The following is a 22,938-nucleotide window of genomic DNA, read 5'->3' as shown; positions in this document are numbered from 1 at the left end:
GCCAATCTTGCCCCGGTTTCCCATGTCATCGCTTTTGACGTCCATGCACGCATAAAGCGGCTTCGTCAGTAGAGCCTTTCGCGAGCACCCACCCCTCACCCCAACCCTCTCCCCAAAGGGGAGAGGGAGCAAAGCTGCGCACTGATCCACATCAACGGCACCTTCACCCGCGATTGCTAATCTTTCGCGATGCATGCCGCCTGGACCCGCCGCGCGATCCAAACGCTCGAAGCCGAAGCCCATCGCTCGGCCGACACGCATCTGATCCGCCTCGATCTCCCCGCCTTCCCCGGCATTCCGCTCTACCTCAAGGACGAATCCGTCCACCCCACAGGCAGCCTCAAGCATCGGCTGGCGCGCTCGCTGTTTCTGTATGCCATCTGCAACGGTTGGCTGGAGGAAGGCCGGCCCGTGGTTGAAGCCTCCAGCGGCAGCACGGCCATATCCGAAGCGTATTTCGCGCGTCTGCTCGGCCTGCCCTTTTTTGCCGTCATGCCTCGCAGCACGTCTCGCGACAAGGTGGCCCAGATCGAATTTTTCGGCGGGCATTGCCACTTCATCGACGACACGGATGTGTACGGCGCGGCGCAGCGGCTAGCCGGTGAGCTCAACGGTCACTACATGGACCAGTTCACCTACGCCGAGCGCGCCACCGACTGGCGCGGCAACAACAACATCGCCGAATCGATTTTTCGCCAGATGCAGCGCGAGCCCGACCCTGATCCGCGCTGGATCGTGGTACCCGCGGGCACCGGCGGCACCTCGGCCACCATCGGCCGCTACATTCGCTACCGCTGCGGCGAGCACGGCCTGGTCAGGCTGGCGGTGGTCGATCCCGAACACTCCGTGTTCTACGACTACTACCGCAGCAGGGATGCGAGCCTGCAGCTCTCGCGCGGCTCACGTATTGAAGGCATCGGCCGGCCACGAGTGGAGCCTTCCTTCATGCCCGGCGTCATCGACCGCATGATGCGGGTGCCTGACGCCGCCTCGATTGCTGCCTTGCGCCTGCTGGAAACCCTGCTGGGACGCCGCTGCGGCGGCTCCACCGGCACCAACCTGGTGGGTGCGCTGCAACTGATGGCCGAACTCAATGCCAGCGGCGAACGCGGCCCGGTGGTCACTCTGATCTGCGACGGCGGGGACCGCTATAGCGATACGTATTACGATGAGGCGTGGATTGCCAGGGAAAACCTGGATCTGTCCGGTGAATTGGCGCGACTGACCGTGGTGGTTAACGAAGGGCGCTGGATCGACTAGGCCCCCCTCCCTACACTTTGGTCCCATTGTCGTACCCGGTACCCACCTTCCTACGGAATGAACCATGGCTCTGACGCCTCCCATCGACATGAAGCGCTGGATCGACGAGCACCGTCATCTGCTCAAACCACCGGTCGGCAACAAGTGCATTGTGGATGGCGATTTCATTGTCATGATCGTGGGCGGCCCCAATGCCCGCACCGACTATCACTACGATGAAGGCCCCGAGTTCTTCTATCAGCTCGAAGGCGAGATGGTGCTGAAGGTGCAGGACGATGGCGTGGCCCGTGACATCCCGATACGTGCCGGCGAACTGTTCTACCTGCCGCCCTGCGTACCGCACTCGCCACAACGCATGCCTGACTCCATCGGGCTGGTCATCGAACGCCGCCGCCTCGCCGGCGAGAAAGATGGCCTGATGTGGTACTGCGAACGCTGCAACCACAAGCTGTATGAGGAGTACTTCACCCTCGACAGCATCGAACACGATTTCCCGCCGGTCTTTGAGCGTTTCTATCGCTCCATCGACGCGCGCACCTGCGTGGAATGCGGTTACCTCAACTCAGCGCCGTCCAAGTACATCGATTAATCTGGCTCCCGGCTATCCGAAGATGGCATCAGGACCGATGGCGCTTTAGCCATTTGTGCGCCATGCGCCGCAGCGACACGTCGCTGGAGGGGTTCTCGGCGATCTCGCGAATGGAGCACCAGGCCAGCGCATGGGATTCTTCGCTGATCTGAAACTGCTCATTCGCGCCCGCCCTGACGACATAACGCACGTCGTAATGCCAATGCTCGGGCTCATCGCCGCGCGCCGGAATGCGATGGCGATCCATATCAAACGGCGCGGCCTCGACGTTCAGATCATCCAGGCCTGACTCCTCCTCCGCCTCGCGCAGGGCGACGCTCGACAAATCGAGATCACCGTCGGCATGTCCGCCCAGCTGCAGCCAGCGCCCCAGCTTCCGGTGATGCGTCAACAGAACACGCTCGCCATCGGCACTGACCAACCATGCCGAACCCGTGAAATGCCCTTCGAGGTTTTCGCGAACGAAACCGTGCGTGCCCACTGCCAGGAAATCGACGAAGTGAGCTGGATCGGCCTCATCAGGCCATTGTTGAGCGTAGTCGTGAAACAGACGAAGCAGAGGAGTCATGGAGGACATCTTTGTCAGGAGTTACCGGTGCGCAAATCGCTCGATTGGCCTACCCATTATTTCAGGTTGCGCCGATAGAAGCGCAGCGTTCCGGCCCCCTAGCATCAAATGCCGTTCGCACAAAAAGCACGGGCTCCCATCGCTTCGCTCTCACCGGAACGAGTCAGCACATGCGCAAGGCCTCCGCCATCCTACTCACGCTTTGCGTGACCACGACAGCCACCGCCACACATCCCGAGGCCCATTTCACCGGCCCCTTGGTGACACCGAATGCGTCCGCACTTCCGGCAGGCGTGGCCGTCCTTGAGCCCTATCTCATTTATACCGAGTCGCACGCTTTCTACGACGACCGGGGCGACCGTCATTCGAATCATCCTGGATCACACCAGTGGTTGCTGCTGGCGCCCTTCACGATCGGCATCACCGACAGGCTGAATGGTCAGCTCGTTGTCGGCAACGCATATAACGCTTCAGGCAAATCCCACAGCGATGGCATGCGGCTCACTGACACCTCGCTGACGCTGCAATACATGCTTGTCGCGCCCCAACCGGATGGCACGGGACCCGCCGTATCGGTGGGCTACACCCACGTGTTCCCTACTGGCGCCTACCACCAACTTGGCGACAACCCACTCAACGGCACCGGCACAGGCTCATCGGCCAATCGGCTATCGGTGTTTGCGCAGCAGTTGTTCTGGCTTCCCAACAACCATCCTTTGCGCATCCGCGCTCTGTTGGCCTGGGGGCCATCACCATCGCGGGTGCGCATTAACGACGTAAGCACTCATGGAACGCCGGTAGGCTTCCAGGGTACGGCCAAACGGGGCACATCGCTTGGCGCCACAGCGTCCGTTGAATACGGTCTCGATCGGCACTGGGTACTGGCCGCTGACTTCACCTGGGATCATCAGAACGGAACAAAAGTCGATGGCCAGCAATGTCTGCCCGCTCAAGGATGCACCGACGCGACGCAACGCAATGGCCCCCACTGGAGTTACAGCGTGGCCCCGGCGGTGGAATACAACTTCAACGCATCGGTAGGCCTGATCTTTGGTGCACAAATCAGCATTGCCGGGCACAACAGTCCGGCCTACTGGGCACCTCAGGTGGCACTGAATATGGCGCTCTGACGAATGACGCCATGCACCGTCCAGGCTGCCAAATAGCGAAAAATGACAGGCTACCGGGCTATCCGCAGTGCAACTTGTGCCTGCGCGCCCCGCTGGGATATGGTGGCCTGTCGTCGCCGGGATAGCGGCGTACCAACCATGGCGAAAGTCACGGTCTTACGCTTTTAAAAACGAAAGAACTACGACAGGCGGTAGGGGAGAGACATGCTGAAAAACCTGTTCGCGACGCATCCGATTCAGGCGTCGCCACACGTCGACGCGGGCGAATTGCCCCATGACAGCCTGCAAGGCGAAACCAGCCTCAAGCGAGTGCTCACAGCTCGCCACCTGATTACGTTGGGCATCGGCGCCGTCATCGGCGCGGGCATCTTCGTGATCACCGGTCAGGCCGCCGCCGAGCATGCCGGCCCTGCCCTGGTCATCAGCTTCATTGTCGCCGGCATCGCCTGCGCCTTCGCCGGTCTTTGCTACGCCGAATTCGCCGCGATGATTCCGGTTTCCGGCAGTGCCTACGCCTACTCGTATGCCACGCTGGGCGAGATCGTGGCCTGGTTCATCGGCTGGAACCTCGTTCTGGAGTACCTGTTCGCCGTGGCCACCGTGGCGGCCAGCTGGTCGGGCTATTTCAACGAATGCCTCTCTATTCTCGGTCACTGGACCGGGATGTCGCTGAGGCTGCCGGACTATCTGTCCACCGCGCCGCTGAAATTCACCGATACGCACCAGATCGTGCAGACCGGCGCACTGGTCAATGTGCCCGCCGTGTTGATCGTGACCGCACTCACCCTGCTCTGCTACCGCGGCATCACCCAGTCCACGTTCGTCAATTCGGTGATCGTGACCATCAAGGTGACGGTGATTACGCTGTTCCTGATCTTCGCGTTCCGTTACATCAATCCGGCGAACTGGCACCCGTTCATTCCGCCGCAGGAAGCTCCGGGTCGCTTCGGCTATAGCGGTATCTTCCGCGCTGCCGTGCTGGTGTTCTTCGCCTACGTGGGCTTCGACGCCGTGTCGACCGCCGCAGGCGAGGCCAAGAACCCGCAGCGTGACATGCCCATCGGCATCCTCGGCTCGCTGCTTATCTGCACGGTGCTGTACATCGCGATGGCGCTGACGCTTACCGGCATTGCGCCATACCACCTGCTGGGCACGCCGGAACCGGTGGCCACGGCGCTGAACTTGTATCCGCAACTGACCTGGCTGAAAGCCATTGTGTCTTTCGGCGCGCTGGCCGGACTTTCGTCGGTAATTCTGGTGATGCTGCTAGGCACTTCGCGCATCTTCTTCAGCATGGCGCGCGACGGTTTGCTGCCTTCACGGATGGGGCGCGTGCATGCTTCGCACCGCACCCCGCACGTGGCCACCATCATCGCAGGCGTGACCGCGGGGGTCCTGGCGGGCCTGTTCCCGGTGAGCATTCTGGGTGAGCTGGTATCGATGGGCACCCTGCTGGCCTTCACCACCGTGTGCATTGGCGTGCTGATTCTGCGCTACACCCGCCCGGAGCTGCCGCGCTCGTTCCGCGTGCCTGGTGGTGCTCCAGGCGTGTGGTTCGTGAGCATCTTCGGCGCGTTGATCTGCCTATACCTGTTCTGGCAATCGTTCCGTGCCAACTGGCCGCTCATGCTCGGCTGGACCACCATCGGTATGCTGATCTACTTCTTCTACGGCTACGCTCATAGCAAACTGCGCAAGCAGAATGCCTGATCCGCGTTCCAGGGCCGGCGATGTCGCCGGCCCTGTCGTTTCTATCGACGGTGCATTCAACGCCCCTCGCCTCTCCAGACCAACGCATGCTCAAACAGCTATTCGCCCGCAAAACCGACTTTTCCGACGCTGACGACGCCAAGCATGGCCCCACCTTGCGGCGCACGCTGGGACCCTGGGGCATCACCGCGTTGGGCATTGGTGCCGTCATCGGCACGGGCATTTTCGTGGTCACCGGCCAGGCAGCCGCGGAGCATGCTGGCCCCGCCGTGCTGATCTCGTTCATTCTTGCGGCGATCTGCAGCGGCTTCACCGCTCTGTGCTATGCCGAGTTCGCCACGCTGATTCCGATCTCAGGCAGCTCGTATTCCTACGCCTACGCCACACTCGGCGAGCTGGTGGCCTGGTTTATCGGCTGGAACATGGTGTTGGAATACGGCATCTCTGCGTCGGCGGTGGCCGCGAGCTGGACCGGCTATTTCACCAGTCTGCTCGACCACATGGGCATTCATCTTCCGAAGGCGCTGACCGAAGCGCCGCTCGCGTTCACCGACGGGCATCTGGTGACCACCGGACATCTGATGAACCTGCCAGCCGTGGCTATCGTGCTGGCGCTCACCTGGCTTTGCTACGTCGGCATTCGTGAATCGGCCGGCCTCAACGTGTTGATGGTGGGACTTAAGGTCGGCCTGATCATCATTGTGGTGGTTGCTGGCTACCGCTACATCGACCCCGCCAACTGGCACCCGTTCATTCCTGCCAATGAAGCCCCCGGCAAGTACGGCTGGTCCGGCATCATGCGCGGTGCGGCCATGGTCTTCTTCGCCTATATCGGTTTTGAGGCGACATCTACCGCGGCGCAGGAATGCAAAAACCCGCAGCGCGATCTGCCGTTTGGCACGCTGGTGTCGCTGGTCATCTGCACCGTGTTGTACCTGGCGATGGCTGCGGTGCTCACCGGCCTCATCTCCTACACGGAGCTTGGCACCAGCGAACCGGTCGTCACCGCCATCAAGAACCACCCGCAACTCGGCTGGTTGCGCCTCATCGTGGAAATCGGCGCGATGATTGGCCTGTCATCGGTGATTCTGGTGATGATCATCGCGCAGCCACGCATCTTCATGATCATGGCGCGTGACGGTCTGCTGCCGCCGGTATTCAATCGCATTCACCCAAAGCACCGCACGCCGCACATCAACACGGTCATCACCGGTATCGGCATCGCCATTCTTGCCGCCGTGTTTCCGCTGGATCTGCTGGCCGATCTCACCTCAATGGGCACACTGATCGCCTTTGTGGCCGTGTGCGCTGGCGTGCTGATCCTGCGTTACACCGCGCCGCAATTGCATCGTGGTTTCCGCGTGCCGTGGGCTTGGTTCATCTGCCCGGCCGGCGTGCTCAGCTGCCTGGCCCTGCTGGGCGCCATGTCCTGGTTTAACTGGCTGTTGATGATCATCTGGACAGTGGTCGGTCTGGGTATTTATTTCGGCTACGGCATCCGCCACAGCCGGCTCCACGCCCCGGCAGCTGGCCAAGAACCGGGTATCGTCGGCGAATAAGCGCCAATTTCGCCGAAACAGCCAAATCCGCCTGACCAAGCTCTGAGGAACGAATGGTCGCCTGTTGGCGATCATTCGTGAGGCCCAGTCCGCAATTACACTGTAACTATTTGATTTTTCTCATTTTAACGAGAGTTTTTCGAGAAAAATTTGGCGTTTGCGGGCCCCAAACTGCCCCGCCAGGAGTATCATCTGTGCTCCGTGGGTTGATCACTTGGCAGTGGGCCCCGGATTGCCGCCCGGCGCGTCAGGCGGGTCAGCTCCTCGGCCTGACGCGTCTGGGCAGCATCTTCTACTCACCGAAGTTCTTCGGTTCGAGTTCCACTTCGATGCAAACACGAAGAGCACATGTGCGTGCGTTCGGCGCATTGCGCGTACGCGCGATGACTGCGCCATTCGAGCCGATAACAAAACGTAACGAGTACTCCGTCTTACGAAGGCGCGATAGTTTCGTTATCGACTCTTAAGAAAAGCAAAGGCCGGCACCATGGCCGGCCTTGCATCGTGCAGCGAGCGTAGAGATCAGGCTTTCTTGGGAGCGTGCGACACGCACCAGCCCTTCGAGCTGACGGCCTTGCCCGGGAACAGCTGACACGGACCAAAACCCGACGCGCCACCGGTGTAGAACTGACAGTTGGCGCAGGTATCGCCTGCCTTGCGCTTTGCGTCAGTGGTTTTGCTGGCGTCTTCGACGTAACCCAGCGCCTTCGCGGTCGCGTCCGATTCAGCCAGATGCGGCAGATCCGCTGCATGGGCGAAACGCGGCAGGCCACCCATCACCACGGCGGCTGCGGCGGTCCCGGCGGCAGCCTTGAGAAAACGACGACGCGATTCAATATCTTTCTCGTGCGACATGGATTCAATCTCCGTCCCTAAAGTGTGCTCGTCCGCCACGCCCGTGGCCGAACTCCCCCGAATGCTACTCGCCTGAAAAATGGGCTGTGAGAATGGATCGCATTTTCGGCCAATGGCAGAAAACGGCCGTGATATAGTGTCAACTCATTTGGACGTCCATACATCATGAGCCAGGTTCTTCCCTCCACCATTTCAGCCGAGCTGTTTGCGCAGCGCGCCGACGCCATTGCCGATGCGGCGCGCGAACTTGCCGCTGCGGGCTGGACGCCGGCCACCAGCAGCAATTTCTCCATGCGTCTTGATGGCGATCACGCGGCTATCACGATCTCCGGCCGCGACAAGGGCAAGCTCGGGCGTGACGACATCATGGTGATCGACATGCAGGGTCAGGCGGTGGGTACCCCCGCACGGCCCAGCGCGGAAACCGATCTTCATACACAGATCTATCGCCGCTTTCCCGACATCCAGGTGGTGCTGCACACGCACTCGCGCACGCAGAGCGTGGCATCGCGGCTATTCGCCGCGGAGGGCGTGGTGAAGCTGGAAGGCTGGGAGCTGCAGAAGGCCATCGCCGGCCAGACCACCCACGATGCCGAGCTGGCGATTCCGGTGTTTCCCAATACCCAGCACATGCCCGAGCTGGTGGCACAGGTCGACGCCTGGCTCGACTCGGGACGTCCGCTACACGCGTATCTGATCAATGGCCACGGTATCTATACCTGGGGCCGCGACATGGCCGAGACACGCCGCCACCTGGAGGCGCTGGAATTCCTGCTCGGCTGCGAACTGGATCTCCGGAGGTTGTCGGCATGAGTCGTCTGCGCATTTTCAACGAAACCCAGCCCCAGACTCCCCTTTCGGTACATACCGACCACGCCGACATCGCGCATGAACTGGCGAAGATGGGCGTGCGTTTCGAGCGCTGGGAGGCCGGTCAGCCAATTGCACCGGGCGCCAGCCAGGAAGAAGTCATCGCCGCCTATCGCAGCGATATCGATCGCCTGATGGCCGAAGAGGGTTACCAGGCCGTCGACGTGATCAGCCTCAAGCCCGATCACCCTGATCGCGCCACGCTGCGCCAGAAGTTTCTCAGCGAGCACACGCACAGCGAAGACGAGGTGCGCTTCTTTGTGGCCGGCGCCGGCCAGTTCACCTTGCACCTGGGCGACAAGGTTTACGACGTACTGTGTGAACAGGGTGACCTGATCGGCGTCCCGGACGGCACCCGCCACTGGTTCGACATGAGCGAATCGCCCTACTTCGTAGCTATCCGCCTGTTCACCAACAAGGAAGGCTGGGTGGCGCAGTTCACGGGCGAGAGCATCGCAGATCGCTTCCCCCGCATGATCCCCCTTGCCTCGGCGGCTGCCTGAATAGCCAGTCATCCCGGCGCCAGCCGGGGTGACCACCGGCCCGTACCGGCTTTCACGCCGCTGGGTCAGGTATCGACCACGTCATGCGTCCGGCTTCCGCTACTCGCCCCTGACGCCCGGGGCCGGGTAAGCTTGTCGCCCCTGCATTCCGGCTTTCCCGCATGACCGTCATCCGCGCCATCGTTACCGATATCGAGGGCACCACCAGCTCGATCAGTTTCGTCAAGGACGTGCTGTTTCCCTATGCGCGCAAGCGCCTCCCGGCCTTTGTCGAGACCCATGGCGATACGCCCGAGGTGCAGCACTGGCTGCACGAAGCCGCCAAAGAGGCCGGCATTATCGAGGCGCCGCGGCAAGAGGTGATCGAGATGCTGCTGCGCTGGATCGACGAGGACCGCAAATCCACGGCGCTCAAGGCGCTACAGGGCATGATCTGGAAAGAAGGCTACGAAAACGGCGACTTCCAGGCTCATGTCTATCCGGAAGTGTCCGCCAAGCTCCATGCATGGCGTGGCGATGGCCTCCATCTGTACGTCTATTCATCGGGTTCGGTACCGGCGCAGAAGCTGTTCTTCCGTTTCAGCGAAGCAGGCGACCTGACGCCGATGTTCTCAGGCTATTTCGATACCGAAACCGGCCCCAAGCGCGAACATACGTCCTACGAAAAGATCGCCACCGCGATCGGCGAGCAGCCCGGCCACATTCTGTTCCTCTCCGATATCGTGGAAGAGCTGGATGCCGCCAAGGCTGCGGGCCTCCGCACCGGTTGGCTGCTGCGTGCGCCGCTGGACATGCCGGAAGCGCCGCGACACCCTGCTTACCGTCATTTCGACGACATCGTTCTCTGACTCGCCAGCGAGCCCCCGCCATGCGTACTGCCCTGACTGCCCTGCTCGCCTTCGCAGCCGGTGTGTTGCTCATGGTGGGATTGTCTCGCCACGCACCGCCGGCCCCGGTATCTGACGCTGGCAGCCCTCGTCCCGAGCAGACGACCTCGGCGCCAGCACCTGCCGAGAGCACTGCCAACGAAGAGGAAGGCACCGCTGGCGCAGACAACTGGCCGCAGCAGGCCCCGTCTCCCGAGCAGGTGATGTATTCGCAACGCAGCATGGTGCACAAGGCGCTGGCGCAGCTGAGCGAACGCGTGCCCGGCCAGCCCAATCTCTATGTGCTGGCGTTTGGCGGCGACGGCGGCGAAGATGTGTTTCGCAACGAAGCGGAATACGCCGCCAAACTGTTTCCCCAACGCTTTGGCGCCAGCACCCATGTGATGGTGCTGGAGAACAACCCGGCCGCGCTGGAGCACCGCCCGCTGGCCACATGGAGCAATCTGGAAGAAACGCTGGATGGCCTCGCCGACGTGATGAAGCCCGACGAAGACATCCTGCTGCTTTACATGACCACCCATGGCGATGAAGACCACAATCTTCTGGTCGACATGGATCCACTGCCGCTGGATCAGATCGGTGCGGCCGATCTGTCCGATATTCTCGACAAGCGCCCGTTCAAATGGAAAGTGGTGGTGGTGAACGCCTGTTATTCGGGCGGCTTCGTCCCGGCGCTGCAAGGCGCCGGAACGCTGGTGATCACCGCCGCCCGCACTGATCGCAGCTCCTTCGGCTGTGGCTCGGATTCGGACATCACCTACTTCGGCCGCGCCTGGCTGGTCGATGCGCTTAATCGCACGCCGGATTTCATGGAAGCGTTCCGCCAGGCGTCCGGTGAAATCGCGCAGTGGGAAACGAAGGACAAGCTCACACCGTCGGAGCCCCAGATGAATGTCGGCGCCGGCATCGCCGATCAGCTCGCGCTATGGCGTCGCCGCGTGGTGCCGGGACCGGTGGTGGCGTTCAAGCCTGCCTCGCCCGCGATCCTTCAACGCCATACCGGCAACCGCTGAGTCCTGTCGCAGGATCAGGCGGGCACCGGGCTTCTGGCCTGCCAGATCCAGCGTTCCTCGCTAAGCGCGTTGCCATTGCCGTCATTGGGAAACAGCACCGCGCTGCGCGGTGCCACGCGCAGATCCATCCCCGCCTGCACGCCCAGTCGTGACAGGTCTTCGCTGGCCACGTCCGCTTCGAGCGCCTGATCGAGCGATGGCACGTACAGGTCGAGATGCGCCACGCTGCCTGCCAGGTAAATGTGGCGCAACCGTGCCTCCCAGCCGGGCTGCGTTGATGAGGCCGCGACGCGCAGTTGTTCCGGTCTTACATAGGCTACGGCCTCCGGATAACGCCCCTGCCATGGGTCGTCACCCAGCAGCCAGTCGCCGGCAGCAAGCCCTGCCTCCTGTTTGCGCACCGTGAGCCGGTTGACCTTGCCAATGAACTCGCACACGAAAGGCGTGGCAGGCTGTTGATAGATCGCCTCCGGCGGCCCGACCTGCTCAATGCGGCCGTTGTTCATCACCGCCACGCGGTCGGCCAGTTCAAGTGCTTCTTCCTGATCGTGTGTCACGAAGACGGTGGTGAGCCCCAGTTCCTCATGCAGCTCTCGCAGCCAGCGGCGCAGCGTGACTCGTACCTGCGCATCGAGCGCACCGAACGGCTCGTCAAGCAGCAACATATCCGGCTCCACCGCGAGCGCACGCGCGAGCGCCACTCGCTGCCGTTGGCCGCCCGACAATTGCGTGGGATAGCGGCCACCCAGACCCTCCAGTTGCACACGCCGCAACAGCCGGTCGACGCGCTCGCGAATAACCTTGCGGGAGGGGCGCGAACGCCACGAACGTACACGCAATCCGAAAGCGATGTTCTCGATCACGGTGAGGTGCCGGAACAGCGCATAGTGCTGGAACACCATGCCGATGCGGCGTTCGCGGGCGGGCGTGGCCAGGAAATCCTCACCCTCCTTCACCACGCTGCCGCTGTCGGGATAGTCCAGGCCCGCCAGAATACGCAGCAACGTTGTCTTGCCCGACCCGGAAGGGCCAAGCAGCGCAAGGAATTCGCCGGGCGCGATCGTCAGGCTGACGTCGTTCAGCGCGGCGAACCCTGTGAAGCGGCGATTGAGATGTGACAGTTCCAACGCCATATCCTTAATGACCACCCGGCGCATGCGCGGCGATTTCATCGCCGTAGCGCCACTCCAACAAGGTTTTCACCGCAAGCGTCACCAGTGCCAGCAAGGCCAGCAGCGATGCCACGGCAAACGCACCCACATAGTCGTACTCGTTGTAGCGCATCTCCACTTCCAACGGGATGGTGGTGGTAAGGCCCCGAATGTGCCCCGACACCACGGAAACGGCGCCGAACTCGCCCATCGCCCGCGCATTGCACAACAGCACGCCGTACAGCAACGCCCAGCGGATGTTGGGCAGCGTAACGCGGAAAAACATCTGCCAGCCGCTCGCCCCCAGCACACGCGCCGCCTCTTCTTCCTCGCTGCCCTGCGATTGCATCAGCGGTATCAACTCACGCGCAACGAACGGCAACGTAATGAATATCGTCGCGAGCACCAGGCCGGGTACGGCAAAAATGATCTTGATGTCGTGCGCTTCCAGCCAAGGCCCAAACCAACCCTGTGCACCGAACAACAGCACGTAAACCAGACCGGAGATCACTGGCGACACCGAGAACGGCAAATCGATCAGCGCCCCCAGCAGCGCCTTGCCACGAAACTCAAAACGGGTCATCGCCCAGGCGGCTGCGATGCCGAACACCACATTGAGGGGAACGGCGATGACCGCGACGATGAGCGTGAGCCGAATCGCGGACAACGCTTCCGGTTGCCGGATGGCCGCAACATACGGCGCGATGCCTTCTCGGAAAGCCTCTACAAAGACTGTCGCCAACGGCAGCAGCAGAAACAACACCAGGAAGATCAGCGCGACAAGGATCAGTCCGACATGCACCACGCGGCGCGGCCAGCCGATGGGACGGGATGCCATGCGTGCGCTCATGACGTGCGCTCCGCCCAACGATTGCTCCAGCGTTGCAGCAACGCGACGGATACCAGCAACAGAAATGACAACAGCAGCATCGCCACGCCCAGTGCGGCGGCGCCGGCATAATCAAACTGCTCCAGCTTCTGCACGATCAGCAACGGTGCAATTTCCGAGTGCATCGGAATATTGCCGGCGATAAAGATCACCGAACCGTACTCACCTACCGCGCGCGCCAGCGCAAGCGCAAAGCCGGTAAGCAGCGTGGGCGCAAGCATGGGCAAGATCACGCGGAAAAAGGTCTGCCAGCGTCGCGCGCCCAGGCTCTCGGCCGCCTCTTCCACATCCCGCTCAAGGGCCGTCAATACCGGTTGCAGCGTACGCACCACAAAGGGGAAACCCACAAAGACCATGGCCACGAACACGCCGAGCGGTGTGTAGGCCACCTTGATGCCTATCTTCTCAAGCCACGCACCCAACCAACCGTTAGGCGCATAGAGATTGGTGAGCGCAATACCCGCCACCGCCGTAGGCAGCGCAAACGGCAGATCCACCAATGCATCGAACAGGCGGCGCCCCGGAAAGCGATAGCGCACCAACACCCAGCCCACCAGCAGACCGATGACGGCGTTGATGAGCGCAGCCAGCAGCGCGCCGCCAAGGCTCAGCCGCAGCGCGGCCAGCGTTCGTGGTGCAGACAGCAGGCGCAACAATCCCTCGAATCCTATGCCCGACGCTTTCCAGGCGAGCGCCGCCAATGGCAACAGCACGATCAACCCCAGGTAGGCCAGCGCGTAGCCAAGGCTGATGCCGAAACCTGGAAGTATCCGCCGTCGCATCCGCTCAGTGTCCCGTGCCTATCTGATCGAAGACGGCACCCTCATTGAAGAACTTCGCCTGCGCCTGACGCCAGTCGCCGAACACGTCGTTGATAGTGAAGGTGTGGGTGGCCGGGAACTGACTGGCGAAACGCGCGGCCACCTCCGGCGACGAGGGACGGTAGTAATTCTTGGCAGCGATCTCCTGTCCTTGCGGCGAGTAGAGGAACTCCACATACGCTTGCGCTACAGCGCGCGTGCCGTGCTTGTCCACATTGGCATCCACTACCGCCACTGGCGGCTCGGCCACGATGGTGACGGAGGGCACCACGATCTCGAACCCGTCTTTGGTAAGTCCGCGCTGGACGAGTAGCGCTTCGTTCTCCCAGGCGATCAGCACATCGCCGATACCGCGTTGGGCGAACGTATTGGTGGCGCCACGTGCACCGGTATCGAGCACCGGCACGTGCTTGTAAAGATCCGTTACATAGGCTTTCGCTGTGGCCTCGCTGCCCCCTGGCTGTTTCAGCGCATAGCCCCAGGCGGCGAGGAAATTCCAGCGTGCGCCACCGGACGATTTGGGATTGGGCGTCACCACCTGCACGCCGGGGCGCACCAGGTCGGCCCAGTCCTTGATGCCCTTGGGATTGCCCTTGCGCACGAGGAAAACAATGGTCGACGTATAAGGCGCCGCGTTATGGGGTAATCGTTTCTGCCAGTCCTTGGCCAGCAATCCACGATCGGCGATGGCATCGATGTCGTAAGCGAGTGCCAACGTCACCACATCCGCCGGCAGCCCATCCACCACGGAACGTGCCTGCTTGCCTGAGCCGCCATGTGACATCTGCATGGTGACGCTATCGCTGTGCTGCGTCTTCCACTGCGCAACGAAAGCATTGTTTATCTGGCGATAAAGCTCACGCGTCGGGTCGTAGGAGACGTTCAGCAAAGTCACGTCCTTGGCCGCTACCGAGACGGCCAACACCATGCCGACGGCGGTGAGCAAGACAGGGAAGAACTTCTTCATGACGTCTCCTGCGGAACATGGAACGGTCAGGCTATCGGGTATGCACGGCAGTGCGAAATCGCAATATGGCATAACGACATGTCATCGCCTTGCGCAACATCAGCGCACCCTTGGCTTAAAACAGCCTCATGGCCCTTCACCGGCGCTTTCACTCGAATCGCCGACAACACCCTGTACCCACTGCGTTGCCAGATGATGGGCCGCCGTACGTATTTCGGGCATGGCCGTGCACTCCCACAAAATCCCGCGCAGCAACGACCCCATGGCATACAACCCCGGGCGAGGCTCACCGGATGGGCCAAGCAATTGGCCATCGGGCTCGGCCCGAATACCTAACTGCAAGGCATCGGCAGAAGCCACGCCATCGCGCAACAGCTGGGACAAGAGCTCGTGGGCGCCGTAGGCAACGGCGGTATCCAACCCGGTGGCCTGAATCACCAGGTCTGCCTCCAGCACACTCACCAGCTGGGTCGCGCGTTCGCGTAAGGTCACCTGCAACGGCGCGGTGCCATCGACATCGAGCACGCGGGCAGCCAGCACTTGCAGCCGCCCTTCCTCCTGCAACTGATAGATCGCTTCGCCTGATGCGGGGGCCATGCGGTGTCGCGAGGCTTCCCAGATCCAGCGCACGTGACGCAGAAACTGCTTTCGCTGGTCGTGGCTCAGGCGCTGCCACAGCAGCGCGTTGATCGGCCGCATGCCATCGATGATGCTGCGCCAATCCGTGTCTGGGGCGCTATCGATAGCACGACGCACCTCGCGCAGCATGGGCGCCACGCCATCGCAGCCAAGCAGCGCCTGGTTGAGCTCGCTCTGTCGGGGATAGGGACTGAGCGGCAAAGCCGCGTGAGTAAACGGCCACAGCCCATGCCTGGATATGGCTATCAACTCGGCATACGGCCATCGCGCTGCCGCCGACAACAAGGTATCGACCGCCGTCAGCCCGGTGCCGATGACCACCACGCGACGCGGCGCTTTTACATGCCGGTCCAGCTGCCACGGGTCCAGCTCGTAGGCGCCACTGGTCAGGGCCGTCGTGGATACCGTACGCAAAGGCCGTTGCGCCAACGCTCCCACGGCGAGCACGACAAGGGAGACATCGAGCCAACGGTCGGGGCCAACCCTCACGGCATAACCACCCTCGCCTCGCTGCACGATCGCCCGGGCACTCTCTGGATGAATACGGAAACTGCGTCCGGCGCGGCGCGCCGCATCGATACGCGCACCGACCTGCGCCTGGATGAAATCGCCGAACACGCGACGCGGCAGGAAATCCGTTCCCTTCACCTGCCCGAGTTGCTGGGCAGCATGCCGGATGAAGTCGTCGCCGTGCTCCTGAAAAACACCCATGCTCGATGCCCGCACGTTGAGCAGGTGGCGGTCGTCGCTGGTGGCATAGGCCACGCCACGCCCTGGCTCATGCTGGCCAACAATCCAATGGATCGTGCCCGCATCAAAGCGGGCGAGGAGTTCCCCGAATGCGGCTGCGCCTGCCGCACCACCACCGATCACTGCAATATCAGCCATGCATCGATCCTCAGACGGCGGGCACGAAGCCGAGCGATCTGCCCGCAGCAGGTCACTCCGCATTTGTCCCCTTGCTAAAAACCCAGGTGAAGGCGGCCTTCACATTTGAAGGCGCTACCGCAGCATCAGCACATCAAAGAGCGCGGCTCCGCGCGCATAAACCCGTGTTGCTCATCAGCGTGAAGCGACTGGTGGCGATTGGCATAGTGCTGTCCCCGGCATGTCTGCGTGCCCGATGCAGAATCAATCACAGTGCCCGTTAAGGCGACGCTAGCCATCCGTCGACTTGTGTCGGAGCTTATTCCCGGGAGGTTATGACGCCCCACCTCACCGCAGGAATATTCGCCTCAATGCGTCTCGCGCACCGAATGGCGTTTCGCCAGCACGGCGGCGACGTCGGCCAGGCCAAGCCCACGGGCTCGCAGGGTTACCGTCAGGTGATAGATCAGATCGGCGGCCTCGCCAAGCAGGGCTTCGTCGTCCTGGGCCACGGCGGCAAGCGCCGTTTCCACGCCCTCCTCGCCCACCTTCTGCGCCATGCGGCGGATGCCGCCTTCAAAGAGTTTCGTGGTGTAGCTGCCCGATTGGCGATCCGCATATCGCTGAGCTATCAGCGCATCCAGCTCGGCCAGAAAACCTAGTGCCGGCTGCACATCGTCGCCGAAGCAGCTGCTGGTGCCTTTGTGGCACGTCGGACCATGCGGTTCTGCCTCCACCAGCAGCGTGTCCGCGTCACAATCCTTACGCACTGACTTCAACGTCAGCACATGGCCTGACGTTTCGCCCTTGGTCCACAGACGCTGCTTACTCCGGCTGAAAAAGGTGACTTGCCCAGTCGCCTGGGTTTTGACCAATGCTTCGGCGTTCATGTAACCAAGCATCAGCACCTCTCCCGTCAACCAGTGCTGCACAACGACGGGAAGCAACCCATCGCCCTTGGCCCAGTCGAGTTGCGATGCGTCGAGGAAATTCTGAGTCATGACGAAATCTCTATGAGAGAAGCGAGTGAAGAGGAATAAGTAGTACGAGAGAGCCACGGCCCTCCTCTCACTTCTCACTCCTCTCTACTCACTCCTAAATCCTTACTGCTACGCCCCAACCCGCCAGCGACTGCTTCAGATCGGGAATGGCGATGGCGCCGGAGTGGAACACACTGGCTGCCAGCGCACCGTCAACATCGGCCTCGGTGAAGGCATCGCGGAAATGCTCGGCGGCACCCGCGCCACCTGACGCGATCAATGGCACCTGGCAAATGGCCCTGACCACCGCGAGCTGATCCAGATCGTAGCCCTGACGCACGCCATCACTGCCCATGCAGTTGAGCACGATTTCCCCGGCGCCACGCTTCTGCGCCTCCACCACCCAGTCCAGCGTCCGGCGCGGCAAGGCCTGCGTGCGCGATGGATCGCCGGTGTACTGGCGCACGCGCCACTCGCCATCGCTGTCACGCAGACTGTCGACACCGACCACCACGCATTGCACACCGAATGCGCCGGCCAGCTCGTCGATCAACGCAGGCCGCTCCAGCGCGGGCGAATTCACTGAGATCTTGTCCGCGCCGGCGTGCAACACAGCGCGCGCTTCGTCGACACTGCGAATACCGCCCGCCACGCAGAACGGAATATCGATGACCCGCGCCACCCGCTCGACCCAGCCGCGATCTACGGTGCGCCCTTCGGGGCTGGCGGTGATGTCGTAGAACACCAGCTCGTCAGCACCTTCGTCGCGATAGCGCAGCGCAAGATCGACGATCTCACCCATCACCACGTGATCGCGAAAACGCACGCCCTTGACGACCTTGCCGTCGCGCACGTCCAGACAGGGAATGATGCGGCGGCTCAACATGCGAGTGCCTCCCTCACGGTGAAGCGCCCTTCGAGCAAGGCACGGCCAAGGATCACACCCCGCGCACCCGCCTCACGCGCCGCACGAATGTCGTCAAGCGAACGCACGCCACCGGATGCCTGCACGGCCAGCGTGGGCACGGCAGTGGCCAGATAGCGATAGAGGTCGAGGTTAAAGCCCGCCAACATACCGTCGCGGTGGATATCCGTGCACAACAGATGCTTTGCGCCTCGCGCGGCATACCACGGCGCAAGGTCGTCGAGGGTTTGCGACTCCGCTTCGGTCCAACCGGCGCTCGGCAAGGTCCACGCACCATCCTTCTGCAGCGTATCCAGCGCGATGGTGAAACGGTCGGCGCCATGCGTCGTCAGCCAGCCGGCCACTTGCTCAGGTTCGCGAATCGCCAGGCTGCCAAGCACGACGCGTGAAACGCCTGCGTCGAACAATCGCTGCACGTCCGCCTCTGAACGTACGCCGCCACCGGCCTGGATGCGCATGCCATCGCTGGCGATTGCCTCGATCACGGCAAGGTTGTCCAGGCTGCCGCCGCGCGCGCCGTCAAGATCCACGAGATGCAGCCACACTGCGCCTTCACCCGCGTAATCGCGGGCGAGCTGACGCGGATCGGCGTCGTAGGTGGTCTGCTGCGCATAGTCGCCCTGTTTGAGACGCACCACGCGTCCGCTACGAAGGTCGATGGCTGGAATGACAGTGAAGCTCATAGCTCGAGGAAGTTCTTCAGCAGGCGAGCGCCGACCTGGGCCGAACGCTCCGGGTGAAATTGCATGCCGTGAAAGTTGCCGCGCTGGATCACGCAGGCAAACTCCCCACCGTAGTCGGTGGTTGCCAGTGCGTAATCACCGGTGGGCACGGCGTAGCTGTGCACGAAGTAGGCCCAGTCATCCTCGCCCACACCCGCGAGCAAGGGATGCGCGCGCCGCGGCCGAAGCCGGTTCCAGCCCATGTGCGGCACACGTAGTCCGGGTTGCTCATCGAATCGGCGCACCGTCGCAGGCACCACGCCAAGGCACGGCGTATCGCCTTCCTCCGAGCGTTCGCACAACAACTGCATGCCCAGGCATACCCCGAGCACCGGCTGGGTCAGCGAGCGGATCAAATCCACCAGCCCCAGCTCGCGCAAGCGGGCCATACCTGGCCCCGCCGCGCCGACGCCGGGAAGGATGACCTTGTCGGCCGCACGAATAGCGGAGGCGTCGGACGTCAATGCCGCATCCACGCCCAGCCGCTGCAACGCGTAACGCACCGAGCCGATATTGGTGCCGCCGGCGTCCACCAGCACCACGCTCATCACAGCGCTCCCTTGGTGCTTGGCAGCTCGCTGCCTTCGCGCCGGATCGCCTGGCGCAACGTGCGTGCCACCACTTTAAAGCAGGCTTCGACCATGTGATGCGCGTTGTCACCCTGCACGCGCAGATGCAGGTTTGCACCCAGCGTTTCGCACAGCGAGCGGAAAAAGTGCGGCACCAGTTCGGTCGGCACATCGCCGACGCGCTCGCGGGGGAACTGTCCCTCGAACACGAAAAACGGGCGGCCGGACAGGTCCAGCGCTGCGCTTGCCTGCGACTCGTCCATTGGTAGCGTGAAGCCATAACGCGCGATACCACGCTTGTCGCCCAACGCCTGACGCAACGCCTGCCCCAGTGCCAACGCGCAGTCTTCGATGGTGTGGTGCTCATCGATGTGCGTATCGCCGTCGCAACGTAGCGCCAGCGCAAAACCGCCATGCTTGCCTATTTGCTCGAGCATGTGATCGAAGAAGCCCAGACCGGTGTGGATCTGCGGCTCAGCCGCCTTGTCGAGGTTCACGCTGACGGTGATCTGTGTCTCGCGGGTGTTGCGTTCGATCGTCGCCACGCGGGGCGCGTCCAGCAACTGGTGCGCAATCTCGTCCCAGCTCACCCCTTGCGGGCCTACGCGAAGACCGCGCACGCCCATGTTCGCGGCAAACTGAAGGTCGGTGTCGCGGTCGCCAATCATGGCGGAGGCGGCGCGGCTCCAGCCGTCATCGGCCAGATAGTGGCGCAGCATGCCAACGCCCGGTTTGCGCGTGTCTTTTCGTTCGTGCAGAAAACTGCGGTCGATCAGCACTTCACGCACGCGAATCCCTTGCGATGACAGGATGCGCATCAGCAGCTCGTGCGGACCGGTGAAATCCTCTATGGGGAAACTCGCTGTACCAAGGCCATCCTGATTGGTGACCATCACCAGCTCATAACCCGCGGCGACGAATCGCTGAAGCGCGGCAATCACCCCAGGCAACAGGGCGAATTTTTCGTAGCTGTCGATCTGGAGGTCTTCCGGCTCCTCGATCAGGCAGCCGTCACGGTCGATGAAAAGGATCTTGCGGCTCATGCACGTTCACCTGAGGCCAGTCCATCGGCAACATGCCGGCCATCCTGGGCCGGACGCTTCAATACGGTCAGCACGCGGTCGTTTTCTTCCACATTGCCGATGGTGATGCGCAACGCGTCGCCAAGGCCGGGATAACGACGTACATCGCGCACCACAATGCCGGCCTCGAGCAGGCGCTGGTAAACCGCGCCGGCATCATCGAAGCGTACCGCCAGGAAATTCGCCTGCGAGGGCAATACCTCGCGCACGCCCGGCAGCACGGCCAGCGCTGAGGCCATGCGTTCGCGCTGCTCACGCACCGTGGCCAGATGTACGCGCACTTCGGCCTGCCCCGTGCTGGACAACGCTTCCAGCGCCAGCGCAATGCAAGGGCGCGGCAACGGATAAGGCGCCATGACACGGCGTAGCAAGGTGATGACTTCTTCGTTCGCAAGCAAAGTGCCGATACGCGCACCCGCCAGGGCCCAGGCTTTCGACAAGGTACGTAGTACCGCAAGGTTGTCATAGCGGTTGATCAAGCTCGCCACGCTCACCGCGTCGGCAAACTCGATATAGGCCTCGTCGACCACCAGCAAAGCGCGTCCTTTTAGCGCGATGGCCAGACGCTCGATCGTTTCCGGCGACACCAGCTGACCGGTCGGGTTGTTGGGCGTGCACACGAACACCAGTTTCACCGCCGGCGTCACGGCCGCCAGCAAGGCCACCGCGTCGAGCGAGAAGTCCGCAGCCAAGGGCACTTCCACGATGCCCGCGTTCTGTACACGGGCACAGACCGCGTACATGCCAAAGGTAGGTGGCTGGATGGCGATGGCATCTTCACCGGCACGGCAAAACGCCCGCACCAGCAGATCGATAGCCTCATCGCTACCTCGGCCCACGAGCACCTGCTCGGGCCTGACGCCATAAAGTGACGCCAGGGCATCGGTCAGCTCACGCGGCTGCGGATCGGGGTAGCGGTTGCAGCCCAATCCATGATCGCCCGGCGGCGCCCACGCCGATTCGTTGGCGTTGAGCATGACTTTGCCGCCGCTCGCCTCCATACGCGCGGAGGAATACGGCTGCATGGCGCGAATCTCGGGACGAGCCAGATCGAGCACGCTCATGCTGCCGTCTCCAACGCAGCCAGACGCAAGGTGACCGCACGGCGATGGGCTTCCAGCTGCTCGGCCGCTGCCAGCGTCGCGGTGCACGGACCAATGGCGCGCAATCCTTCGGGCGACAGTTCCTGCACCGTGATTTGCTTCTGGAAACTGGCCACCGAGACGCCGCTGTAGCTGCGTGCATAGCCATAGGTGGGCAACACGTGGTTGCTGCCGCTGCAATAGTCGCCGACCGATTCAGGCGTCCACGCGCCGAGAAACACGGAGCCCGCACTTTCAATGCCGGGTAGCAGGTCACGCGGTTGTGCCACCTGAAGGATCAGGTGCTCGGGTGCGTAGACGTTGCTTACCTCGATCGCCTGCGCCAGCGACGACACGGCAATAAGGCGGCTTTGCGACAGCGCCATCTCCGCAATCTCCGCGCGCGGCAAGGCGGCGCACTGGCGCTCCACCTCGGCCTCGACCGCATCGAGCAATGCCGCAGATGGGCTGAGCAGGATCACCTGCGAGTCAGGACCATGCTCCGCCTGCGAGAGCAGATCCGCCGCCACGAACACAGGATTGGCCTCGCCATCGGCGATAACCAGCACTTCGGATGGGCCCGCGGGCATGTCGATGGCTGCACCCTCCGGATCGCCGGACACCTGCAGCTTGGCCTCGGTCACCCAGGCATTGCCCGGCCCGAACAGCTTGTCGCACTTGGGTACCGATTCCGTACCGTATGCCATGGCTGCAATTGCCTGCGCACCACCCAGCTTGAATACGCGATGCACGCCGGTGATGCGTGCCGCGTAAAGCACCGCGTCATCACAACGGCCATCGGCACGCGCTGGCGAGCACAGCACCACTTCCGCGCAGCCTGCGATGCGTGCAGGCACGCCAAGCATCAATGCCGTGGAAGGCAACGGCGCACTACCCGCCGGCACATACAGGCCGACGCGGCGGATCGGACGCAGCACGCGCTCCACGACCACCCCTGGCGCCGTTTCGAGCGCCACCGGCTTCGGTGCCGCCGCGCGATGAAACGCATCGATGCGGGAGGCGGCCTCCTCGATCGCAGCTTTCAGCGCCGGCGACAGACGCGCTTCCGCACCGTGGAATTCCTGCTCGGTGACTTCAATGGCGTCCAGCACACAGCGATCGAAACGTGCGCTCAGTTCGCGTAATGCCGTATCACCATCGGCCCGCACGCGAGCAATAATTTGCTCTGCGCCATTGCGCAGGTTGTCAGCACGCGACTGCGCCGGCCGCGCAAGCGCAGCGCCCTGCTCGGCGCTATCCAATGCATTCCAGTCTAGGCGGTTCATGCCACGCTACCCTT

The 22,938-nt window shown here is 62.6% G+C and carries 23 protein-coding genes and 1 pseudogene; 9 read left to right on the top strand and 15 right to left on the bottom strand.

The window, feature by feature from the left end; all coding sequences use genetic code 11:
- Positions 1-189 precede the first annotated feature (189 nt).
- Both OQE56_RS01400 and OQE56_RS01395 read left to right on the top strand, forming a co-directional pair.
- Positions 190-1,260, top strand: a complete 1,071-nt coding sequence (locus OQE56_RS01400) for a PLP-dependent cysteine synthase family protein (protein WP_267220815.1) — start codon at positions 190-192, stop codon at positions 1,258-1,260.
- Positions 1,261-1,324: 64 nt separating this feature from the next.
- Positions 1,325-1,849, top strand: a complete 525-nt coding sequence (locus tag OQE56_RS01395) for a 3-hydroxyanthranilate 3,4-dioxygenase (protein ID WP_267220814.1) — start codon at positions 1,325-1,327, stop codon at positions 1,847-1,849.
- Between the two features lie 28 nt (positions 1,850-1,877).
- On the opposite strand, the gene OQE56_RS01390 is transcribed toward OQE56_RS01395, so the two are convergent.
- The gene (locus tag OQE56_RS01390) at positions 1,878-2,417 is read right to left on the bottom strand and encodes an NUDIX hydrolase (RefSeq protein WP_267220812.1); all 540 of its coding nucleotides are present in this window, start codon (positions 2,415-2,417) and stop codon (positions 1,878-1,880) included.
- 170 nt (positions 2,418-2,587) lie between these two features.
- On the opposite strand from OQE56_RS01390, the gene OQE56_RS01385 reads away from it, so the two are divergent.
- From OQE56_RS01385 to OQE56_RS01375, 3 genes are all read left to right on the top strand, one after another.
- Complete coding sequence (locus OQE56_RS01385) at positions 2,588-3,547, top strand: hypothetical protein (protein ID WP_267220810.1); 960 nt, start codon at positions 2,588-2,590, stop codon at positions 3,545-3,547.
- A gap of 204 nt (positions 3,548-3,751) precedes the next feature.
- The gene (locus tag OQE56_RS01380) at positions 3,752-5,257 is read left to right on the top strand and encodes an amino acid permease (protein WP_267220808.1); all 1,506 of its coding nucleotides are present in this window, start codon (positions 3,752-3,754) and stop codon (positions 5,255-5,257) included.
- Positions 5,258-5,343: 86 nt separating this feature from the next.
- Positions 5,344-6,816: an amino acid permease gene (locus OQE56_RS01375; RefSeq protein WP_267220806.1), complete on the top strand. Its 1,473-nt coding sequence runs from the start codon at positions 5,344-5,346 to the stop codon at positions 6,814-6,816.
- A 522-nt stretch (positions 6,817-7,338) separates the two neighbouring features.
- On the opposite strand, the gene OQE56_RS01370 is transcribed toward OQE56_RS01375, so the two are convergent.
- Positions 7,339-7,671, bottom strand: a complete 333-nt coding sequence (locus OQE56_RS01370; protein ID WP_267220804.1) for a high-potential iron-sulfur protein — start codon at positions 7,669-7,671, stop codon at positions 7,339-7,341.
- Positions 7,672-7,836: 165 nt separating this feature from the next.
- Between OQE56_RS01370 and OQE56_RS01365 the strand changes: the two genes are divergently transcribed.
- From OQE56_RS01365 to OQE56_RS01350, 4 genes are all read left to right on the top strand, one after another.
- Positions 7,837-8,484, top strand: coding sequence for a methylthioribulose 1-phosphate dehydratase (locus OQE56_RS01365; protein WP_267220802.1), 648 nt, complete (start codon positions 7,837-7,839; stop codon positions 8,482-8,484).
- Entirely contained in the window at positions 8,481-9,044 is a 564-nt protein-coding gene (locus OQE56_RS01360; RefSeq protein ID WP_267220800.1) for a 1,2-dihydroxy-3-keto-5-methylthiopentene dioxygenase, read from the top strand. Before OQE56_RS01365 ends, OQE56_RS01360 begins: the two co-directional genes overlap by 4 nt.
- A gap of 161 nt (positions 9,045-9,205) precedes the next feature.
- Entirely contained in the window at positions 9,206-9,892 is a 687-nt protein-coding gene (gene mtnC, locus OQE56_RS01355; RefSeq protein WP_267220798.1) for an acireductone synthase, read from the top strand.
- A gap of 20 nt (positions 9,893-9,912) precedes the next feature.
- Complete coding sequence (locus tag OQE56_RS01350; protein ID WP_267220797.1) at positions 9,913-10,944, top strand: C13 family peptidase; 1,032 nt, start codon at positions 9,913-9,915, stop codon at positions 10,942-10,944.
- Between the two features lie 14 nt (positions 10,945-10,958).
- Here OQE56_RS01350 and OQE56_RS20165 read toward each other — a convergent pair whose 3' ends face one another.
- The 13 genes and pseudogenes from OQE56_RS20165 to hisD all read right to left on the bottom strand — a co-directional run bounded on the left by OQE56_RS20165 (position 10,959) and on the right by hisD (position 22,924).
- Positions 10,959-11,345, bottom strand: a complete 387-nt coding sequence (locus OQE56_RS20165; RefSeq protein WP_486599063.1) for a TOBE-like domain-containing protein — start codon at positions 11,343-11,345, stop codon at positions 10,959-10,961.
- Positions 11,346-11,360: 15 nt separating this feature from the next.
- Positions 11,361-12,077 (bottom strand): annotated as a pseudogene (locus OQE56_RS20160) (sulfate/molybdate ABC transporter ATP-binding protein); the annotation flags it as partial.
- Positions 12,078-12,081: 4 nt separating this feature from the next.
- A complete protein-coding gene (gene cysW, locus OQE56_RS01340) occupies positions 12,082-12,945 on the bottom strand; it encodes a sulfate ABC transporter permease subunit CysW (protein WP_267220795.1) in 864 nt (287 codons plus the stop codon).
- Positions 12,942-13,766, bottom strand: coding sequence for a sulfate ABC transporter permease subunit CysT (gene cysT / locus OQE56_RS01335; protein ID WP_267220793.1), 825 nt, complete (start codon positions 13,764-13,766; stop codon positions 12,942-12,944). Before cysT ends, cysW begins: the two co-directional genes overlap by 4 nt.
- Positions 13,767-13,770: 4 nt before the next feature.
- On the bottom strand, positions 13,771-14,772 hold the full coding sequence (locus tag OQE56_RS01330) for a sulfate ABC transporter substrate-binding protein (protein ID WP_267220791.1): 1,002 nt from the start codon (positions 14,770-14,772) through the stop codon (positions 13,771-13,773).
- Positions 14,773-14,898: 126 nt separating this feature from the next.
- A complete protein-coding gene (locus tag OQE56_RS01325) occupies positions 14,899-16,299 on the bottom strand; it encodes an FAD/NAD(P)-binding protein (RefSeq protein ID WP_267220789.1) in 1,401 nt (466 codons plus the stop codon).
- 347 nt (positions 16,300-16,646) lie between these two features.
- Positions 16,647-17,279, bottom strand: a complete 633-nt coding sequence (gene hisIE / locus OQE56_RS01320) for a bifunctional phosphoribosyl-AMP cyclohydrolase/phosphoribosyl-ATP diphosphatase HisIE (protein WP_267220787.1) — start codon at positions 17,277-17,279, stop codon at positions 16,647-16,649.
- A 94-nt stretch (positions 17,280-17,373) separates the two neighbouring features.
- Positions 17,374-18,144: an imidazole glycerol phosphate synthase subunit HisF gene (gene hisF, locus OQE56_RS01315; protein ID WP_267220785.1), complete on the bottom strand. Its 771-nt coding sequence runs from the start codon at positions 18,142-18,144 to the stop codon at positions 17,374-17,376.
- The gene (gene hisA / locus OQE56_RS01310) at positions 18,138-18,866 is read right to left on the bottom strand and encodes a 1-(5-phosphoribosyl)-5-[(5-phosphoribosylamino)methylideneamino]imidazole-4-carboxamide isomerase (protein ID WP_267220783.1); all 729 of its coding nucleotides are present in this window, start codon (positions 18,864-18,866) and stop codon (positions 18,138-18,140) included. The genes hisF and hisA overlap by 7 nt, the downstream gene beginning before the upstream one ends.
- Positions 18,863-19,453 carry an imidazole glycerol phosphate synthase subunit HisH gene (gene hisH, locus OQE56_RS01305; RefSeq protein ID WP_267220781.1) on the bottom strand — a complete coding sequence of 197 codons (591 nt, stop codon included), beginning with the start codon at positions 19,451-19,453 and terminating at the stop codon, positions 18,863-18,865. The genes hisA and hisH overlap by 4 nt, the downstream gene beginning before the upstream one ends.
- Positions 19,453-20,517, bottom strand: coding sequence for a bifunctional histidinol-phosphatase/imidazoleglycerol-phosphate dehydratase HisB (gene hisB, locus OQE56_RS01300; protein WP_267220779.1), 1,065 nt, complete (start codon positions 20,515-20,517; stop codon positions 19,453-19,455). Before hisB ends, hisH begins: the two co-directional genes overlap by 1 nt.
- The gene (gene hisC / locus OQE56_RS01295; RefSeq protein ID WP_267220778.1) at positions 20,514-21,620 is read right to left on the bottom strand and encodes a histidinol-phosphate transaminase; all 1,107 of its coding nucleotides are present in this window, start codon (positions 21,618-21,620) and stop codon (positions 20,514-20,516) included. The genes hisB and hisC overlap by 4 nt, the downstream gene beginning before the upstream one ends.
- Positions 21,617-22,924, bottom strand: coding sequence for a histidinol dehydrogenase (gene hisD, locus OQE56_RS01290; protein ID WP_267220776.1), 1,308 nt, complete (start codon positions 22,922-22,924; stop codon positions 21,617-21,619). The genes hisC and hisD overlap by 4 nt, the downstream gene beginning before the upstream one ends.
- Positions 22,925-22,938 lie beyond the last annotated feature (14 nt).

This window comes from Dyella silvae (genome assembly GCF_026421305.1).
Lineage (GTDB): Bacteria > Pseudomonadota > Gammaproteobacteria > Xanthomonadales > Rhodanobacteraceae > Dyella > Dyella silvae.
The sequence above is the reverse complement of the archived record's forward strand: the minus strand, read 5'-3'. Positions and strand labels throughout refer to the sequence as shown.

Excerpts from the sequence above, each read along its gene's own strand:
- OQE56_RS01400 (WP_267220815.1), top strand. The coding sequence starts at position 190 with ATGCATGCCGCCTGGACCCGCCGCGCGATCCAAACGCTCGAAGCCGAA.
- OQE56_RS01395 (WP_267220814.1), top strand. The coding sequence starts at position 1,325 with ATGGCTCTGACGCCTCCCATCGACATGAAGCGCTGGATCGACGAGCAC.
- OQE56_RS01390 (WP_267220812.1), bottom strand. The coding sequence starts at position 2,417 with ATGACTCCTCTGCTTCGTCTGTTTCACGACTACGCTCAACAATGGCCT.
- OQE56_RS01385 (WP_267220810.1), top strand. The coding sequence starts at position 2,588 with ATGCGCAAGGCCTCCGCCATCCTACTCACGCTTTGCGTGACCACGACA.
- OQE56_RS01380 (WP_267220808.1), top strand. The coding sequence starts at position 3,752 with ATGCTGAAAAACCTGTTCGCGACGCATCCGATTCAGGCGTCGCCACAC.
- OQE56_RS01375 (WP_267220806.1), top strand. The coding sequence starts at position 5,344 with ATGCTCAAACAGCTATTCGCCCGCAAAACCGACTTTTCCGACGCTGAC.
- OQE56_RS01370 (WP_267220804.1), bottom strand. The coding sequence starts at position 7,671 with ATGTCGCACGAGAAAGATATTGAATCGCGTCGTCGTTTTCTCAAGGCT.
- OQE56_RS01365 (WP_267220802.1), top strand. The coding sequence starts at position 7,837 with ATGAGCCAGGTTCTTCCCTCCACCATTTCAGCCGAGCTGTTTGCGCAG.
- OQE56_RS01360 (WP_267220800.1), top strand. The coding sequence starts at position 8,481 with ATGAGTCGTCTGCGCATTTTCAACGAAACCCAGCCCCAGACTCCCCTT.
- mtnC (WP_267220798.1), top strand. The coding sequence starts at position 9,206 with ATGACCGTCATCCGCGCCATCGTTACCGATATCGAGGGCACCACCAGC.
- OQE56_RS01350 (WP_267220797.1), top strand. The coding sequence starts at position 9,913 with ATGCGTACTGCCCTGACTGCCCTGCTCGCCTTCGCAGCCGGTGTGTTG.
- cysW (WP_267220795.1), bottom strand. The coding sequence starts at position 12,945 with ATGAGCGCACGCATGGCATCCCGTCCCATCGGCTGGCCGCGCCGCGTG.
- cysT (WP_267220793.1), bottom strand. The coding sequence starts at position 13,766 with ATGCGACGGCGGATACTTCCAGGTTTCGGCATCAGCCTTGGCTACGCG.
- OQE56_RS01330 (WP_267220791.1), bottom strand. The coding sequence starts at position 14,772 with ATGAAGAAGTTCTTCCCTGTCTTGCTCACCGCCGTCGGCATGGTGTTG.
- OQE56_RS01325 (WP_267220789.1), bottom strand. The coding sequence starts at position 16,299 with ATGGCTGATATTGCAGTGATCGGTGGTGGTGCGGCAGGCGCAGCCGCA.
- hisIE (WP_267220787.1), bottom strand. The coding sequence starts at position 17,279 with ATGACTCAGAATTTCCTCGACGCATCGCAACTCGACTGGGCCAAGGGC.
- hisF (WP_267220785.1), bottom strand. The coding sequence starts at position 18,144 with ATGTTGAGCCGCCGCATCATTCCCTGTCTGGACGTGCGCGACGGCAAG.
- hisA (WP_267220783.1), bottom strand. The coding sequence starts at position 18,866 with ATGAGCTTCACTGTCATTCCAGCCATCGACCTTCGTAGCGGACGCGTG.
- hisH (WP_267220781.1), bottom strand. The coding sequence starts at position 19,453 with ATGAGCGTGGTGCTGGTGGACGCCGGCGGCACCAATATCGGCTCGGTG.
- hisB (WP_267220779.1), bottom strand. The coding sequence starts at position 20,517 with ATGAGCCGCAAGATCCTTTTCATCGACCGTGACGGCTGCCTGATCGAG.
- hisC (WP_267220778.1), bottom strand. The coding sequence starts at position 21,620 with ATGAGCGTGCTCGATCTGGCTCGTCCCGAGATTCGCGCCATGCAGCCG.
- hisD (WP_267220776.1), bottom strand. The coding sequence starts at position 22,924 with ATGAACCGCCTAGACTGGAATGCATTGGATAGCGCCGAGCAGGGCGCT.